The 16,510-nt window shown below is 69.5% G+C and carries 12 protein-coding genes and 2 pseudogenes; 3 read left to right on the top strand and 11 right to left on the bottom strand.

What is annotated here, in order from left to right; all coding sequences use genetic code 11:
• Nucleotides 1–96 precede the first annotated feature (96 nt).
• The 11 genes and pseudogenes from AB0K25_RS19710 to AB0K25_RS19660 form a co-directional block, all read right to left on the bottom strand.
• Nucleotides 97–3,531: a CATRA conflict system CASPASE/TPR repeat-associated protein gene (locus tag AB0K25_RS19710; protein ID WP_363821605.1), complete on the bottom strand. Its 3,435-nt coding sequence runs from the start codon at nt 3,529–3,531 to the stop codon at nt 97–99.
• Complete coding sequence (locus AB0K25_RS19705) at nt 3,528–4,760, bottom strand: CHAT domain-containing protein (protein ID WP_363821602.1); 1,233 nt, start codon at nt 4,758–4,760, stop codon at nt 3,528–3,530. The genes AB0K25_RS19710 and AB0K25_RS19705 overlap by 4 nt, the downstream gene beginning before the upstream one ends.
• Nucleotides 4,761–4,786: 26 nt before the next feature.
• Nucleotides 4,787–6,439 carry a hypothetical protein gene (locus AB0K25_RS19700; protein WP_363821599.1) on the bottom strand — a complete coding sequence of 551 codons (1,653 nt, stop codon included), beginning with the start codon at nt 6,437–6,439 and terminating at the stop codon, nt 4,787–4,789.
• A gap of 3 nt (nt 6,440–6,442) precedes the next feature.
• Nucleotides 6,443–7,399, bottom strand: coding sequence for an AAA family ATPase (locus tag AB0K25_RS19695; RefSeq protein WP_363821596.1), 957 nt, complete (start codon nt 7,397–7,399; stop codon nt 6,443–6,445).
• Complete coding sequence (locus AB0K25_RS19690; RefSeq protein WP_363821594.1) at nt 7,396–8,337, bottom strand: hypothetical protein; 942 nt, start codon at nt 8,335–8,337, stop codon at nt 7,396–7,398. The genes AB0K25_RS19695 and AB0K25_RS19690 overlap by 4 nt, the downstream gene beginning before the upstream one ends.
• Entirely contained in the window at nt 8,328–8,693 is a 366-nt protein-coding gene (locus tag AB0K25_RS19685; protein WP_363821591.1) for a hypothetical protein, read from the bottom strand. Before AB0K25_RS19685 ends, AB0K25_RS19690 begins: the two co-directional genes overlap by 10 nt.
• A 94-nt stretch (nt 8,694–8,787) precedes the next feature.
• Nucleotides 8,788–8,997 carry a hypothetical protein gene (locus tag AB0K25_RS19680; protein ID WP_363821588.1) on the bottom strand — a complete coding sequence of 70 codons (210 nt, stop codon included), beginning with the start codon at nt 8,995–8,997 and terminating at the stop codon, nt 8,788–8,790.
• 53 nt (nt 8,998–9,050) lie between these two features.
• The gene (locus AB0K25_RS19675; protein ID WP_363821586.1) at nt 9,051–9,236 is read right to left on the bottom strand and encodes a hypothetical protein; all 186 of its coding nucleotides are present in this window, start codon (nt 9,234–9,236) and stop codon (nt 9,051–9,053) included.
• A 594-nt stretch (nt 9,237–9,830) separates the two neighbouring features.
• Nucleotides 9,831–11,346: pseudogene (locus tag AB0K25_RS19670) on the bottom strand (ISL3 family transposase).
• Nucleotides 11,347–11,373: 27 nt separating this feature from the next.
• Nucleotides 11,374–11,568, bottom strand: coding sequence for a tyrosine-type recombinase/integrase (locus AB0K25_RS19665; protein ID WP_363821583.1), 195 nt, complete (start codon nt 11,566–11,568; stop codon nt 11,374–11,376).
• 1,229 nt (nt 11,569–12,797) lie between these two features.
• A pseudogene (locus tag AB0K25_RS19660) lies at nt 12,798–12,979 on the bottom strand (hypothetical protein); the annotation flags it as partial.
• A gap of 1,366 nt (nt 12,980–14,345) precedes the next feature.
• Here AB0K25_RS19660 and AB0K25_RS19655 point away from each other — a divergent pair.
• The 3 genes from AB0K25_RS19655 to AB0K25_RS19645 form a co-directional block, all read left to right on the top strand.
• Nucleotides 14,346–14,648: a hypothetical protein gene (locus AB0K25_RS19655; RefSeq protein ID WP_363821580.1), complete on the top strand. Its 303-nt coding sequence runs from the start codon at nt 14,346–14,348 to the stop codon at nt 14,646–14,648.
• Nucleotides 14,542–16,032 carry an FxSxx-COOH system tetratricopeptide repeat protein gene (fxsT, locus tag AB0K25_RS19650; protein WP_363821577.1) on the top strand — a complete coding sequence of 497 codons (1,491 nt, stop codon included), beginning with the start codon at nt 14,542–14,544 and terminating at the stop codon, nt 16,030–16,032. Before AB0K25_RS19655 ends, fxsT begins: the two co-directional genes overlap by 107 nt.
• Nucleotides 15,936–16,510, top strand: a 575-nt coding sequence (locus AB0K25_RS19645) for a tetratricopeptide repeat protein (RefSeq protein ID WP_363821574.1), incomplete at its 3' end; no start/stop codon positions are given. The genes fxsT and AB0K25_RS19645, both read left to right, overlap by 97 nt.

Below are 16,510 nucleotides of genomic sequence, written 5' to 3'. Positions count from 1 at the left end.
AGCGACGGAAGCAGTTCCGAAGGCACAAGTGGTGAGGTCGCGCCAACCCCTGACTCGGTTGCCGGGCCGCGAGCGGCGACGCTCCGGTCCGCCGCTCTAGCTCTCGCGTAGTGCGTCGAGACCCTCGAAACGGCTGGTGTTGAGCCAGTCGCTGCCGTTCGTGCTGACCGCACATCCCGCCGTGCGCAGCCGTTCGGCGAGCTGGGCGAGAGCCACGACGCTGCCGTTCATCCGGATGATGTTGAGGCCGGCCAGGTCGCTGAGCGGCGGCACCTCGCCGATCTCCATGATGATCGTTCTCTTCGCGTCCAGGGCCAGCGCCATCCCCAACTCCAGGAGTAGGTTCGAGCCGCCCGGCGCGGCGACGTCCGGCGTCAGGATTGCCAGGACCACCTGGCTGCCGGCCAGCCCCTCCCGCATGACGTCGGCGATGTTCGGGGCACCCTGGCCCGTCCGGACGACCATGTCTTCCCAGGCGAGCGGGCGCAGGTCCAGCGCCCGCAGGAGGCCGGCGACGGCGGAAGCGGCCTGCATGTCCCGGCCGTGGAGGAGGAAGACATCCCGCGACGATCCTGGCGGGCCGCCCAGGCTCAGATCGGAATGCGCGCTGAGGGTGGCGGCCGCCGGCACCGGTGCCGCGCCGCCCGTCCACAGCCATGCGACGGAGTGGAGTGTCTTCACCTGGACGGTGCACGAGGTGAACTCGTCCGGGGAGAGCCCGGGATATCCCTCGCCGACGACGTCCTGATAGATCCGGTCGGCTACCAGAGCCACGACGTCGGCGTCCGGGAAGTCCGAGGCTGCAGCCCGCACCGTCGCACTGTCGAGCAACCGGCCGACCTGGATGATCGTGGCGCCGGTGAATCCCAGCGCCGACGCGGTGAACGCCCCGGATACGATCGATAGCTGCAGCCGGATCCGATCCTCCGGATGGCCGGCGTTGTTGGCCGCTACGGCATCGCGCCACCTGTACAGCAAAGCCGGGAGCGCGTGGGTGACGGCGATCCGCGGCGGAAGCACGATCATGAGGCCGTCGCCGGCGTCCTGACGGTCGGTCTCGTGCAGCTCGAGGCCGAGGGCGGCGAGGACCTGAACGACCATCTCCGCCAGACGGCGCTGAACGTCCAGCTGCCGCGAGTAGCTGCGTGAGCTGAACTCGACGACATCGATCCCGAACGCGACTCGGTACTCCACCGCTTCCTCCGGCTCGGAGGCCGGCACGACCTCGGCCGGCCCGGCGGGCAGGGATCGCCCGATACGTTCCCGGGCGCTCTCGAGACGGCGGATGTCGTCGCCGAGAGCGTTGACCAGGGTGTTGGCCAGGGCCAGGTCGGAGGGCAGGGGGTCGGGCAGCGATCGGGTCATGTTCGTGCTGGCGGTTACGGCCGAACGACGCATCCGGCGCAGCGCTACCAGGGTCGAGTTGAAGACTTCGGGGTCGACGGTCTCCGGGTGCGTCGTCGCCTGTTCGGTCAGTTCGGCGATGCGCTGGTCGTCGCGGTTTCGCACCCGGGACTGGTAGCGCAGTTTGGCGGCGTGCATCAGGTAGCGGGCCAGCGGCGGCATCGCGACGCTGCCGTCGCTCCAGGCCAGCCCGCTCAGCGAGTCGTGCTGGCCGGGGCGGCCGATCGCGACCAGCCGTCGGGCCGGGCCGTCGCCCGGCAGCCCGACCTCCCAGACGGTGAGCTCGTCGATCGCGATGCGGCTGCGCCACCAGCCGGGCGCGCCGTCCCGGCCGGCCGCGAGCGCCGCTCGAAGTTTGTCCGTCGACGGGTTCGCGGCCAGGCCCATGTAGACGACGGCGGTCCCGAGCAGCGTGCCGGCTGTTTCCGGCGCCAGGGCGGTCCACCGCCGGGTGAATTCGGCCCAGTCCGGAGCACCCTTGCGATTCGCGTCGGCGGCCATGGCCAGGGAAAGGTTGAGCACGTCGTGGTCGCGACGCACGACCGCCTGGACGTCGGCGGTCGCGTCCTGGATGCCGGCGATGGCGCCGTCCGGTGCGCGGGCCAGGTCGGCCGGCAGTTCGGCGGAGAGGCCGGCCTCCATGATCGGGTGAGTCATGCCGAGGCTCCGGCGGCAGGCGGCCCACACGGCGCGGATCTGCTGTACGGCACTCGCCACGTCCGGGCCGTCCAGCAGCGCGAACAGGTGGACGACGAACTCCTGGTCGCCGATGCCGGTCGCGGCCGGCGGCTCGGGTGGACGATGGAGCTCGATGACGCCGCCGCGGCGCAGCACGGCGACGGTCGGTGGCCCGCCGGTGTCGAACGGGACCACGGCGGTGACCGGGGACGTATGCCGCCGGTCGCTGAGAGCCGGCACGGCCATGTCGTCGGACCAATGCACGGTCCCCTGGCTGTCGCCCAGGACGATCCAATCGCCACCGTCCGGGCGGCGCACCTCGGCGACCGCGTTCACCCATCCGCCGGACCGGAGGCGGCCGGTCGGCGCCAGGGTCACCGGATCCCAGGACCGCAACAATCCGTCGTCGGACGCGGACAGGACCCGGTTCATCGTCGTCGCGATTTGGTTGATCTGCGCTGAGTGCGCCCCCTCGATCCGGCGCGTCGTGCGCGGGCCCGTGTCCACCAGGGTGAGCGCGCCATCAGCGCCCCCCGCGACCAGGGTGATGCCATGGACCAGGGCTACCTGGAGCGCGAACACGGCCGCCGGGGCGAGGGCGACGTCCCATCGTGGGGCCAGCGTGGCAACGTCGAACGCCTGGATATAGCCGTCCTCGGTGCCCACAGCGACGTCGCCGTCGTCGCTGTCGGTGGGGAACCAGCACAGCGACATGATCCGGGTGGGAGCGAAGCCTGCGCGGCGCACCTGGATCCGGCTCAAGATCTGGCCGGACGCCGGATCCACCTCCGTCAGCATGTCACCGGAGCTCGCGAACAGGCGCCGGCCATAGTCACCGACCGCCACCCGGACCGGCCCGTCACCGATCGGGACCATCGTGAACTCCCGGGTGCCCGGCGACCACAGGCGCAGGATCCCGTCGTCCGCGCCCAGCGCCAGGATCACGCTGAGGAACTGCGGGACGATCGCGACTGACCAGACGTCCGAGCCGACCACCGGCGGGCCGGTGGGCGACGGCAGCGGCTCGTAGCCGGTGACGGTGGACGGTGAGTGGAATTCCGGGCTCGGCTCGCGGGCCGGGGCGTCCATGGTCATCAGGATCGGCAGCTTGGCGGTGTGGAACGGCACGCCGCCCGCGCTGAGCAGGGTGAGCCAGAGCGCCGTCTCGGTGCCCTCGGCGAGCGACGTCCCGGCCGAGACCACGAAGCGGGCCGGGCCGTAGGTGCCGCCGAAGCGGTGCAGGATCACGCTGGTCTGGCCGAGGGTCTCCACGGTCAGGCCGGGCGGGCCGCTCAGCACCAGGCCAACCGCGTACTCCTCGTGGTCGTATGGCCACTCGCCGGCCGGGTCGGCCGCCCGCAGGTCAACGGTGACCAGGTAGCGCTCGCCCGGCACGGCCGCTCGCGGCCAGCTGACGTGCGGTTCGAGGGCGACGGCTTCGACGGTCATCCCGGCTCACCCCTCGGTTGCAACCGCAGCGTCGTGTCCAGCCGGCCGATGTACTGGTACATCACGCCATAGATGAATGCACGCAGCGGATAGAGGTCGGTGCCGGCCCGGGTCAGATCCCCGACGCCGGCGGCGAGACGGGCGCGGTAGTCGCGCAGCGCGGCGGAGAGCCGCACCTCGCCGACCGCGGCGACGGTCAGCAGGTGTTCGAGCAGATCCCGGGAGAACGCCGGTTCGACCTGACCGGCCGTGGCGATCACGCCGGGTGCTCCGCGGCGCAAAAAGATCAGGGCGAAGCTGCGGGACGCACGCTCCCCGAAATCGGTGTCGCCCATCAGCTGCGCGCCGCTGCATGCGTTGAGCAGCACCAGCGTGCGGCCGGCCCGCAGCGCTCCCATCCGGTAGGCACCAATCCGGTCCCTCGACAGGCCACCGAGCGTGGCCCTATCGCCGGTGTCGCCGACCGTGCCATGGGTCCAGACGTGCACCAGCCCGACGCCGCGGCCGTCCTCCGCCAGCGACGTCAGCAGTGCGTCCATGGTCTTGCTGTCCTCGCACGACCAGCGCTCGAAGAGCCCGTTCAGCGTCATCGGCAGCCCGCTGTCGACGAAGCTCAGGACCGGCCCGTGGCACTCCGCGGCATCGGTGCCCCACCAGTCGATCGCCGTCTCGGACAGCGGCGACGTCCAGCGGACGATCTCAACGTCGGCGCCCAGCCAGCCGTGTTCCCCGGGGAGTCCCGCGCGGTGCGCGAACAGCTCCCACGGAATCTCGAATCCGGTTTCGTCCCAGATGATCAGGCGCAGGCGATCCTCGTACCGGCGGCGCAGCGCGGTCAGCCACGTCTCCAGCGTCGTCTTGTTCTCCGACCAGCTGGTGAGCCGCAGCAGGAACTGCAGCCAACGGCCCTCGGCCGCGGCGCGGGCCAAACTGAGCTCGGGGCGCCGCTGCGCCCGCAGATCGGGTTCGGTGACCGTGATCTGCAGATCGTCGTCGGTGTGCAGTTCCAGGTGGAAGCACTCTTCGCCGTGATCGATCCGGTAGGCGACCCGCAGCAGGGCGGTGCCGGCCGGCAGCCGGGCCGGCATCGGGCCACGGGGGCGCTCGAGCAGGACGACCGTGGGTGAGGCGACGGCGCCGGCGTCGCCGCCGGACTCGGCCGGGCGTGCGGCCGGGGCGGTCGACGGCTCGCCCGGAGTGAGGCCACCGGGCCCGACGATGCCGGCCATCCCGGCCGGGGCAGGGCGCTCGGGCATCACGGCTGCACCGCCGGCGACACCACCACACCGCCGAGCGCGTCGGCGAGGTCGAACGGCAGGCCGGGGTACGGGCCGGAACCGGCCGCGACCACCACCGTACGTAATCCGCCGATGGACCGGGCGCCGCTCGCGGCGCTGATCGCGTCGTCGACGCCCTGCCGGCCGACCGGGCTGGACACCGCGCCGCGGGCACTGGCCTCGAGCGGGACGTTGCCCCGGCCGTCGGTGACCACCACGAGCCAGGCCCGGTCGGTGTGGGCCCGGCTGCGCCGGAACCGGCGCAGGAGCTCATGGACCGCGAGTTCGATCCCGGCGGCGAGGGGCGTCGCCCGGCCGGGCCGGTGGCGCAACGATCGCAGCACGCGCGGGTCGCGCACGCCGGTCGCCCGGTAGTGCTCGGCGCGCAGCTCGTCGCTCGCGGTGTCGTGCCCGACGTCGATCACGGTGACGGCGGCCCGCTCGGCATACGCCCACTGCAGGTACGGCGCCAGCGTCGGCGTCCAGTCCCAGCCACGCCGGCAGGTGTGGTCGAGCACAAGGACCAGCAGCCGGTGCGGGCTCCACCCGTGCCGGTAGCGGCGCCAGTCCTCGGGCCGGATGACCAGCTCGGCCCGGGTCCGGCGGTGCTTCGCGGCCTCCAGCAGGGTCGGCATGACGGCCAGGTCGAGCCGGGAGCGGGTGCGTTCGACGCCGGTCCGCGGGCCGCGCATCCGCAGCCGGCGGTTCACCCCGGCCCACGGGCTGCGCAGCGAGGCGGGCTCGGGCAGGGCGTCGGGCAAGGTCTCCGGGTAGAGGACCGGCTCTGCGGCGGCGTCGACCGCGGCCGGCGGGTCGGCGAGGCTGACCGCCGCCGGGCCTGGATCCGGCGGCGGCTCCTCGGTCTCGGCCTCCGGAACGGCGGGATCGGCCGTCGGTGCGTCGACCACCGGGTGTGGCCCGGCGGACAGGCCGAGCACCTCGGCCGCGTGCCGGACGTGGGCCGCGGTCGTCTCGGCGGCGCCGTCCAGCGTGGCCAGTGCCCCGGCCGTCCGGCTCAGGGCCAGGCTCAGCCGGATCCCGCCGGGGGCCGTCCGCATCACCTCGTCGAGTGCCGCCGCGGAGAAGTATGGCCGCGGGACCGCGGGCGGGGCCGGCACCTCGTACTCGGCCGGCTCCACTCCGGACGCGTCGATGCGCAGCGGAAACCGGTCGAGCAGGTGCGGCGACAGCCCGGCCGCCGACCGCCGGTCGGTCGCGGTCAGCCAGCGCGCCCGGGGCTGCCACGCGGCGCTCCATCCGTACCGTTCGGCGGTGGCGGTGTCCGCGTCGAGCAGGGTCACGGCGGCCCGGGCCACGGCCACGTCGGCCCGCCCCAGGTCGGGGACGACGACGATCGGGGGTGCGCCGGTCTCGACCAGCAGGCCGGGCATGAGCTCGAACCGGCCGTCGACCAGCCGCAGGCGCAGCCAGAGGTCGTCCTCACCGGCCCAGGCGCCGACGGTCACCACGCTCGGCTTCGTCCGCTCGTCGGTGAGGGCCGTGGCCAGGCCGCGGACCATCGCCGGCAGCAGGCCGTGGGGGGCGTCCAGCAGCAGCAGCCCGCCGATGCGGTGGTCGACCGCGAGACAGCTCAGCACCGTCCGGATGCGCCACGCGGTGGTCGTCGCCATGGCTCACTCCGCGGCGGCGATGAGCGCGGCCAGTCGTTCGGCGTCGCCGGTATTCCAGCCGACGATGGCGCCGGCGTCGGCCGAGGCGCGCCGGTGCACCAGGGCCGGCGGGACCACGGCGGCGACGTGGGCGGGGCGGATCTCCGGCTCTCCCCCGATCGCGGCGAGGGCGCGAGCCGCGTTGGCGATGGTCAGATCGCCGCGGTGCCCGGCCGCCTGGAACTCGGCCGTGATGGCGGCACACAGCGACACGATGTGGTCCGGTGTCTCGAGCTTCTCGGCCGCCTTCCGGGCCTGGACGAGTCGGTCGCGAGTCTCCCGGTCGGCCTGGCGGGCGGCCTCGATCCGGGGCATCGGCCGGCCGCCGCGGTCGGCCTCGAAGTCGAGGACGTTGCGCAGGATGTCGCGGCGGGCCTCGGCGCTGCCCTCGTTGGTGACCGTGGCGACCAGCCCGAACCGGTCGAGGAGCTGCGGGCGCAGGTGGCCCTCTTCCGGATTCATGGTGCCGACCAGGGTGAACCGCGCCGAGAGGGCCTGCTCGTCGATGCCCTCCCGCTCGACCGGCAGCACGCCCCCGGCCGCCGCGTCGAGGATGATGTTGACGAGGTAGTCGTCGAGCAGGTTCACCTCGTCGATGTAGAGCAAGCCGCCGCCCTCCTCGGAATGCGCCTGCTCGAGCAGCCCCGAGCGCAGCGCGTTCGTGCCCTTCAGTAGTTTGTCGATGTCCCACCCGCCGAGCACCCGGTCGTCGGTGGCGCCGATCGGCAGGGTGACCGGCAGCCGGCCGAGCATCATCATCGAGAACGCGCGCACGGTGGTCGACTTGGCGGTGCCGCGCTCGCCGGTTGCCAGCACCCCCTCGATCTCCGGCACCACGTACGCGATCTCCAAGGCCCGGCGCAGCTCGTCCTGCCCGACGATCAGGTCGTACGGCAGGACGCTCACCTGCGTGGGCTTCACTTGGCCTCCCGGTAGTCGACGTCCATCGGGACGCCTTGCCGCCACATCGCACACAGCTCCTGGTTCAGCCGGTATTCCTGCCCGGAGTTGCGCGGCGCAGGCAGCCGAAGCGCGATTAGCAGGTCGGCACGGTGGAGGTCGAACGCGGATCGCACCGCTTCACCGTAAGCGACCGCGGCCGACACCGCCCCGGCGTAAGACACCACAGCGAGCCCGGCCGGGATCAGCGCCAGCAGGATCCACCACCGGGCTCCGACGAGCAGGCCGATCGACACGGCCGTGGTCAGCCCGGCCGTTACCGCCATGCGGCCGGCGGCGTCCATCATGTCCCGGCGATCGTCCACCATCGCCCTGACCTTGTCGCCCAGCACCGGGTAGAGCCGCGGCCACACGATCACGGCGTCCAGACCGTAGTCGCGCCCGGCGCTGTCCTCCATGGCCGCCAGGGCGTTGCCGAGGGCGGTCGGGCGCATCAGGTGCTCCGGCATCGGGTAGCGGCGTCGCAGCCGCGCACCGGCCCGGCCCGCCTCCGTGACGACGACGGGAGTGAGGGCATCCCGGTTGTCCGGCAGGATGGTGCGGGGCTCCAGCCGGCCCCGCCGCCACCGCTGGACGGCCAGGCCGGCGCCGGAACCGAGGGCCCGGGGCCAGCCGCCCTCGAGCATCCGGATCATCGACAGCTGCAGCGGCGCGAGGACGACCGCCACCAGCGTCACCCCGACCACCAGCAGCACGATCTCGCCCGCCCCGAGATCGGCCGCGACCGTCCAGGCGTGCTTGAAGGACAGATGGTCGCCGTGCCGCAACCACATCGGCGCGCCCGCCCACACCAGGATCAGCACGAAGATCGCGGCGGCCGCGGTGGGCAGGTAGCCGACGATGAGCAAACGGCCGGTGCGCAGGGAGTCCAGCGGGTCGCTCAGCGAGCTCAGATCCATCCGCGCAACTCCATCGCCTTGTCGTGGACCGGGCAGTGGGGACCGTAGCGCGCGTCGTGGAAGATGCGGAACTCCTCGTAGATCGGCTGGTGCGGCTCGGGGCACGCGTAGCGGAGGGCACGGTACTGGCCGGACTCGCCGGGCAGCGTGGCCTGATCACCGCTACTGACCGGCGCCGTTTCGGTGCCCGCGAGCGTCCCACTCCACCGGCTCACCCGCTCCCGGGTGGCGAACCCGATGACCTGGCCGCCGCGGCGCACCTCGACCGCGTCCGATCCGGACTGCCGGAGAGCGGCCGCGAGGCGTTCGACCACTTCGCTGAACACCACCGGCCGGTCCGCATCCAGTTCGAACATGATGCTAGCCCGGGTCACCGCCGGGTCGAACAGATCGGTTACCGATGACACTTCCTGATCTTGTCGGCCGCCGGACCCGGAGTCAATCCGCCGATCAGGCGGCAAGACCGTGCACGATGTCCCGGGTGGTCGGATAGAGCGACAGATGCAGATCTTGAATGGCCCGGTTCGTCCGATGTGGGCTCTTGGCCAGGTCGGCCATGGCCCGGCGCAGGTGTGGCAGTTTCAGTCGTTTGGTGAGCTCGATGGCTTCGGCGAGGGGGTCACCGGTGGCGCCGGTGACCCGTAGCGGGGTGATGGTCACTGCTGTTGTTCTCCGATCGTGGTGCCGAACGTGGACCAGGCAGAAGTGCCTGGTTACAGGCTGTGGGTCTCGCTGGCCCGGGTCGCGGGGGTGTCGTCGCCGCGTTGGTGGGCCAGCAGCCGGAGCAGGTCGTTGTCGGAGAACCGGCCGGCCAGGGCGGCGGTGCCCAGGGCCCGGTCGATGTCGGCCAGGTCGTGCAGCTTGGCCAGGACAACGGCCTCGGTTACCGCCGGGACCACGGCGTTGAGTGACGATCTCCGCAGCCGACCGACCTCGGAGGGTGCGGTCGACCGTGTGAGCGGGGTTCTGCGGTGGTCGGGATGCGACGGCGGGAGCATCACCCGCTCTCTTGGTATCGGCGGGTTCTGGGGTGGCGGGCCCGCAGGGCGTTGCATCCGCGTTTCGGCCCCCCGTTTACCCCCCGAAAACCCCGCTAGCGGTTGACAATCAGTGGCAATCGACGGCTATCGCTTGATGGTGTCAGTGCAGTTCAGTGCGCATCTCTGACAATCATCGACAAGGCTATGGTCGCTACGTTCCGTGACAAGGGGTCGTCGGCTCGAATCCGGCCGTCCCGACGCACCTGATCAGGGTATATGTCGACGAAGGCATATCCCCTGTGATCTTTTCAGGGCTGTTTTGTCGCGTTGCTGTCGCATCCACACATGGATCTTGCAGCGGCGGTCAGGCGGCCCGGGCGTCGGCCGCGTCGAGGGCTGCGCAGGTGGCGCTCACGCCGTCGGTGGCGGCTTCCTGGGTGAGGTGGCCGTAGATGTCGATGGTGGTGGACGTTTCGGCTCTGTCTCACATTCGGTGGTGACGGTGAGTGTCGGTTAGCCGAGCAGGATGCGGTGTCGCAGGAGAGCGAACCCGGCGCGTCCGTACATTTGTCGCTTGATCAGTTTGGTTTTGGTGTTGACGCCTTCGGTGCCGCCGTTGTGGAAGGGGTAGGTCAGGGCGGCGTTGACGGCGTCGCGGTCCAGGCCGAGGCCTCGGGTGAAGGTGTGCAGGTTGGGCAGGTCGGTGGCCTTGACCTCGGGCGATCCACGAGTCGAGACGGTCGTCGTTGCCGGCTGCTGGCGTGAGGAGCGCGGCGAACGAGCCGATGAAGCCGGTCAGCGCGGTCATCTCCGGGCAGGCGGCGGTGAGGGCGTCGACGAGCGTCCGCTGGTGTTCTGTGAGCTGGTCAGGGTCGGTGGGGAGGTAGCGGGTCAGACGCCTGGGCGACAGAGGTGGGCGGTCGGCTTCGACCCGGCCTTGGGTGATGTAGCGGTAGAGCAGGTTCAGGCTGCCGGTGTAGCCGAGTTCTCTGATCTCGGTCAGGAGTTGGGTGGCGCCGACGGCGGGATCTTGTTGGCGGCGGCGCCGTAGGTGCTCGCGGTAGGGGTCGACGAGGGTGGGCCGGTACTGCGGTGCGCGGACCAGGCGTTCGGGTTCGCTGATCCGGGCGTAGCGTTTGACGGTGTTGAGGCCAAGGTTGAGCCGGCGGGCGCATTCGAGCAGGCCGACTCTTTTGTCGAGCAGGTCGTGGACCTGCTGCCACCGCTGCAGGGTGGTCACCGCCCGTTTACCCTCCTGGGGCGGCAGGCCGGCGGCGGCCCAGCACATGCTGTGCGCGGTGACCTCTTTGCGGACGGCCTCGGCGAGGTTGTGCCACAGATGCCAGCGGTCGGCGACCTGCACCGCTGCGGGCAGGGCGCGGCGGATCGCCTCGGCGTAGGCGCCGGAGGAGTCCCGGCACACCACCTCGACACCGGGATGCTCCCGCAGCCACGTCTCCAACGTATGGGCCTTGCGGTCGGGTAGCACGTCGACGCGCTGGCGGGTGACCGCGTCGATCAGGACGGTGGCGTAACGTCGGCGACGGCACAGCGCGAAGTCGTCGACCCCGAGCACGCGGGGCACTCTCCGTTCGGGCGGCGGAATGCGTAGCAGCGACCGCAGGGCGGTGTGTCGGGACATGACGACCATCGCCAGGACCGACATCAGGCGAGCGCCGCCCCGGCCGGCCAGATGGCGCACCACCGCAGCGACCTGGGAGATCAGTCGGGGTGTGCGGCGCTGGTAACGCTCCAGAACACCCGGAAGCTGTTCGCGGAACGTGCGGCGGCAGCCCCGCGTCGGGCAGACCAGACGGCGCACGCGTACCCGCAGCACCACCGGCCGGGCATCGACCGACACGTCCGCGAGAGTCCGCTGGTGATACCCGTGCACCCGGCCCGTCACCGCATCGCAGCCCGGACAGGCCACAGGCGTCTCAGGGGTCCGAGCCCGCACCAGAATCCGCTCGCCCTCGTCCGTGACGTCATCGATCACCAGCGGGGACAACCCTGAGAACACCATCTTCATAAGATCATCGATCTCGCACACAAGGTCTCAACGACACCGACCACTGTCGGTCACCACCGAATGTGAGACAGAGCCCACGTTTCTGTGGCGCAGCGTCTTGGACACCACGGCGATCGGCACCCCTTGGTTGATCATGATCGTGGCGGCGATATGTCGAAGGTCGTACACCCGGATTGCCGGAAGCCCCGCGTCGGCGGTGAGGCGGCGTAGGTGGTGGAGCACGTACTGCGGCCCCTGCCTAAAGCGGGTACGGTCGACGCGAACCGGCGGTCGTGCGCTTCCCGGTGCACCGGTGCGCCAGCAGCAGCGCACCCGAACGCCGGGTCATGCTCGGTGAGCTGCTCAGAACCGGCTGCCGCTGATGCTTGATCTGATTCGGCGGCAGCAGACCGACCCAACCGCAGCTCAAGATGGATAGAATCTGGACCCAGGCCGCAACCCCCACCGGGGCCGCACTTAATTGAGGTTCGCCGATCGGCGGCTTCGTGCCGAGGGCGGGAGAGGCCGCAGCTTCCACCAGAGCTGTCCTTCATTGAGGCAAGGAGTTCCTCGAGGACTGGGCCGGGCTGATGCGTGTGGAGCGCAGCTGCCACCGCAGCTGCCTTTCATTGAGGCATCCACTGCGGGTCGGTAGTGGCGTCCTGGCGGCCCACGCCGCAGCTTTCACCCGAGCTGCCCTTCATTGAGGCTTCGTCGTGGCGTACAGGCGTTCACAGTCGAGTGGCAGCCGCAGCGCTCACCGGAGCTGCCCCTCATTGAGGCGGGGTGACGCTGACGGCGTACCCGGGTGCCGACGGGCCGCAGTTCCCACCGGAGCTGCCCTTCATTGAGGCGACCTCGACAACGTGGTGTCGTGCACGGTGCAGCAGGAGGCAGTTCCCATTGGAGCTGCCCTTCATTGAGGCATAGGGATCATGGGCGGCGAGGAACAGGCCGAACGTGCCGCTCCCACCGGAGTTGCCCTTCATCCAGGCACCGTCGCCGTCGGCGCCAACTACGTCAGCGTCGCGTCGGGCCGCAGCTCCCATCGGAGCTGCCCTTCATGAAGCGAGGCGGCCACCGGCGGCCCGGTGGGCGCGTGGCGGCGGCGCCGACGGCTTGCCGCCGCGCGCTCGGCGTTGGTGGAGCTCGCCTACCGCACCACGCGGATCATGCCAGCCGACTCGAGATAATCGACATGCTCGAGGAGTTGAATCGACAGCTTGGTCGCTAACGCCAATTACGTGCGTCCGGGCACCGGGCACCGGGCGCGGGGCACGGGGCACGGGAGGAAAGTCGTACAAGCTGTTGAGAGGTCTGTGCATCGAGCGTTCGGTGGCGAGAGGCCTGGTGACGTTCTCTAGCGCTTTTCCGTAGCCGGGCCGTACCCGGAGGACGGGCTCGACCCCGAAGCGATCTTTCAGCTCCTCGACGAGCGTCACGACCGTCGCCGGGACGGGTCGAGTTCCGAGACGAAGGAAGCCGAGGCGGCCTTCAGGATCTCGTTGGCCCGCTTCAGCTCGGCGTTCTCCCGCCGCAGCCGGCGCAGCTCCTCCACCTCCGAGGTGGTGGGCCGGTCGTCACGCTGGCCCCGGTCGGCTTCGCCCTGGCGGCCCAGCTCACGTGCCTTGTGGTGTGGCTCGATCGCGGTTATTGCTGCGCTGGCTTGCCTTGAGAGGTGCACCCTTCGCGGTGGACAGTTCGAAGCTCAGGATGGGTAGGATCTTGACCCGGCCGCAGCTCCCACCGGAGCTGCCCTTCATTGAGGCAGGCCGTCGGCGCTGCCCTGGGAGTCGTAGCCGTCCGGGCGCAGCTCCCACTGGAGCTGCCCTTCATTGAGGCGAGATGCTCCAGCTGTCGCTGGCGCGCACCGGCGGCAAGCGCAGCTCCCAGCGGAGCTGCCCTTCATTGAGGCTACGAGATGATCACTGCCGGGTACGCCGACCTCGCCGGCCGCAGCTCCCACCGGAGCTGCCTTTCATTGAGGCGCGGTCGACTTCAACGTGAGGGTCCCGATCGCGTTCGACGCCGCAGCTCCCACTTGAGCTGCCCTTCATTGAGGCGATGTCGGCACCCGGGTCTCCGTGGCCGTCGACAGCCGCAGCTCCTATCGGAGCTGCCCTTCTTTGAGGCGAGGCGGCCAACGGCGGCTCGGCGGCCGACGGAGCTTGCCGCCGCGCGCTCGGCATTGGTGGAGCTCGCCTACGGCACCACGCGGATCATGCCAGCCGCCGCCGGCCGGCTCGGGACAGCCGACATGCTCAAGGAGTTGAATCGACAGCTTGGTCGCTAACGCCAACGCCAATTACGTGCGTCGGAGCACTGGGTACCGGGCGCGGGAGGAAGTTGTACAAGCTGTTGAGAGGTCTGTGCCTTGAGCGTTCGGTGGCGGAGAGGCGCTGGTGTCGTTCTCTAGCGCCTCTCCGCAGCCGGGCCGTCCGTGAGATCTCACAACCGTCTCACGGACGGCCCGGGAAGGCCCGGTAGAGCCCGACCTGCCTCGGACCGCCGCCTGGCCGATTACCTGCATATTCGGCAGGAGGCGGTATCGACTGGCAGTCGCCGGTAGACCTGCTAGTCCACTGGGGGTCAAGGGGTCGTCGGTTCGAATCCGGCCGTCCCGACAGGGTTAAAACACAGGTCAGAGGGCTGGTCCGATGCATCGGGCTGGCTCTTCTGCATTCCTGGGGACCATGTCGGTCAAGTGCGCCGGGCCGGTAGCGCATCTTGACCGCTGGTCAAGGCGTTGGACCGGCTTGTCGGTTTTGTGAGTCGGTTTTCCGACTGTGGGGCGGGTCCTGTCGTGTCGGAGACTCCGCGACGGTTGGCTCGGGGTATTCCTGTGGGTTGATCTGGCGGTCGATGATCCGGGGGTAGTGATGGCTGGGGAGGCGTTACTCGCTTTGGCGAGCGCTGGCGGTGCAGCTTTGGTGGGCGCGGTGGCCCAAGACGCTTGGGGATTGGCTAAGGCCGGTGTGTCGCGGTTGCTCGGTCGTGGGGATCGGGCGCGGGAGGACGCGGTGACGCAGCAGTTGGAGCGGACTCGCGTGGCTGTGGAGGCTGCGGGTCCGGATGGCGAGCGGGTGCGTGCGCAGCATGAGGCGTTGTGGGCGGGCCGGTTGGAGGATCTGCTGATTGAGCGTCCCGATGCGGCTGCGGACCTGGATGCGCTGGTGAGGCAGGTCGCGGTGGCTTCCGGAGGCCGTTCAGCCGGTCATGTGGTGCAGCATGTCAGCGCTTCGGACAGCGCACAGCAGGCCGTTCTCGGCCATGGCAGTCAGGTCAACACGTTCGGACCCCCGAACCAGCGCGCCGATGACTGAGGCATCTCAGGGTCACAGTTCAGCTGCCGAGCAGGCCGGCAACCTGCCGCCTGTTACACAGCGGGTGCACACTGAGGGGCACGGGATGAGTGCTGTTGTTGGCGCTGGCGTCCAGGTCAACATCAGCACGAGCGGCCTTCCTGCTCCTCGGCCGGCTAGCAATCAGGCCGCTCCACCTGCCGGGGAAGACCCGAGGCCGCAAGTGTGGAACCTTCGGCCTCGGGATCGAAGTTTCGCCGGTCGTAGCGCTGAACTAGCTGAGTTGCGGGCGCGGTTGTCTTCTGGCGGCGTTGCGGCTGTGCAGGCGGTGTACGGCATAGGTGGAGTGGGCAAGACCCAGTTGGTCCTGGAGTACGCGTATCGGCATCGCGCTGATTATGACGTTGTCTGGTGGATCTCAGCCGAGCAGCCCGGATTGATCGGTGAGCAGTTCAGTGCCCTGGGAACCTCTTTGGGTGTCCTGGATGTGGGAGCGGACAGTACGATCGCTCAGAGTAAGGTCAGAGATTTTCTGGGGATCAGGGAACGTTGGCTGCTGATCTTCGATAATGTCGAGAAGCCGGAAGACCTGCGCCGTTGGCTGCCGGATGGCGTAGGGCATGTGCTGATTACCTCTCGGGGTAGAAACTGGGGAGAGATTGCTCAGACTGTCGAGCTCAACCTTCTTCCGCGTCACGAGGCGGTCGAACTGCTAACTTTGCGCCTTGTGAACATCAGTGCAGTCGAGGCTGACCGGATCGCCGAGGACTTAGGTGATCTGCCCTTGGCCCTGGCGCAGGCGGCGAGCTATCTGGCTGAGTCCGGTATGTCAACTGCCGATTATCGGCAGTCGCTTAATGAAGAGACCGTCGGGGTCCTTGACGAGGGGCGTCCCGCCGGATATCCGCATTCGCTGGCTGCGGCCACGATTTTGAATGCCAGCGCGTTGGGAGCCAGAGACACTGCCGCGCTCGCCGTGCTGCACCTGTGCGCGTTCCTGGCACCCGAGCCCATCCCGACTGACCTGGTCGTCACCATAGCCGCACATGCTGACCGTCATCTAGACGCAATCACTCCGTTGGCACAGATCATTGACAAGCCGTTTCAGCGACAGCGTTCCATCAGCGCGGTTGGTGCCTTTGGTCTTGCAAGAGTTGAACTCGGAACGATCACTGTGCACCGTCTTGTCCAGGCGGTTCTCAGGGACCAAATCGGCCCTGTTGTTGCAGCCGAATTGAGGACGTGTATTGAGGCCGCGCTCGGCACGGTCAACCCGGGTGATCCCCGTAACTCTGCGAACTGGCCCAGATGGAGTATGGTCCTGCCGCACCTGCTCGCGGCGAACCGGCACGCACCGAGAACCCGGGCCTACGCCAGCGGGCCCGCGATGCCATCGTCTACCTGATTTGCCGTGGTGACACCCGCCCTGCCAAACAGCTTGCCGACACCCTGCACCAGGAGTGGAAACAGAGGCTCGGCCCAGACCACATCGACACCCTGCGCGCTGCTACCGAACTGACCTGGGCATACCGCGATCTGGGTCAGTTGCACCGGCTCTATCCCCTCGTCGACGACACGCTCAACCGCCAAATCAAGACCCTTGGCTATGACCATCCTGACACCCTCCGCACCGCTTCCGACCTTGCCGTGGTTTACAGCGCCTTCGGCAGCTACCAACAATCCTGCGAAATTGCCGAGGATGTGCATCGGCGGCGGGTGCGGGTGTTGAGTGAGGACCATCCCGACACGCTGACTTCTGCGAACAATCTGGCCAGCGCGTTGGGTCGTGTGGGGGAGTTTCGGCGGGCGTTGGAGGTCGCTGAGGGTGCGTATCGGCGGCGGGTGCGGGTGTCGGGTGAGGACCATCCCGACACGCTGACTTC

It is taken from the genome of Micromonospora sp. NPDC049257 (assembly GCF_040678915.1).
GTDB classification, from domain to species: domain Bacteria; phylum Actinomycetota; class Actinomycetes; order Mycobacteriales; family Micromonosporaceae; genus Micromonospora; species Micromonospora antibiotica.
Note: the sequence above shows the minus strand (reverse complement) of the source record. Positions and strands in the feature narration are given on the sequence as shown.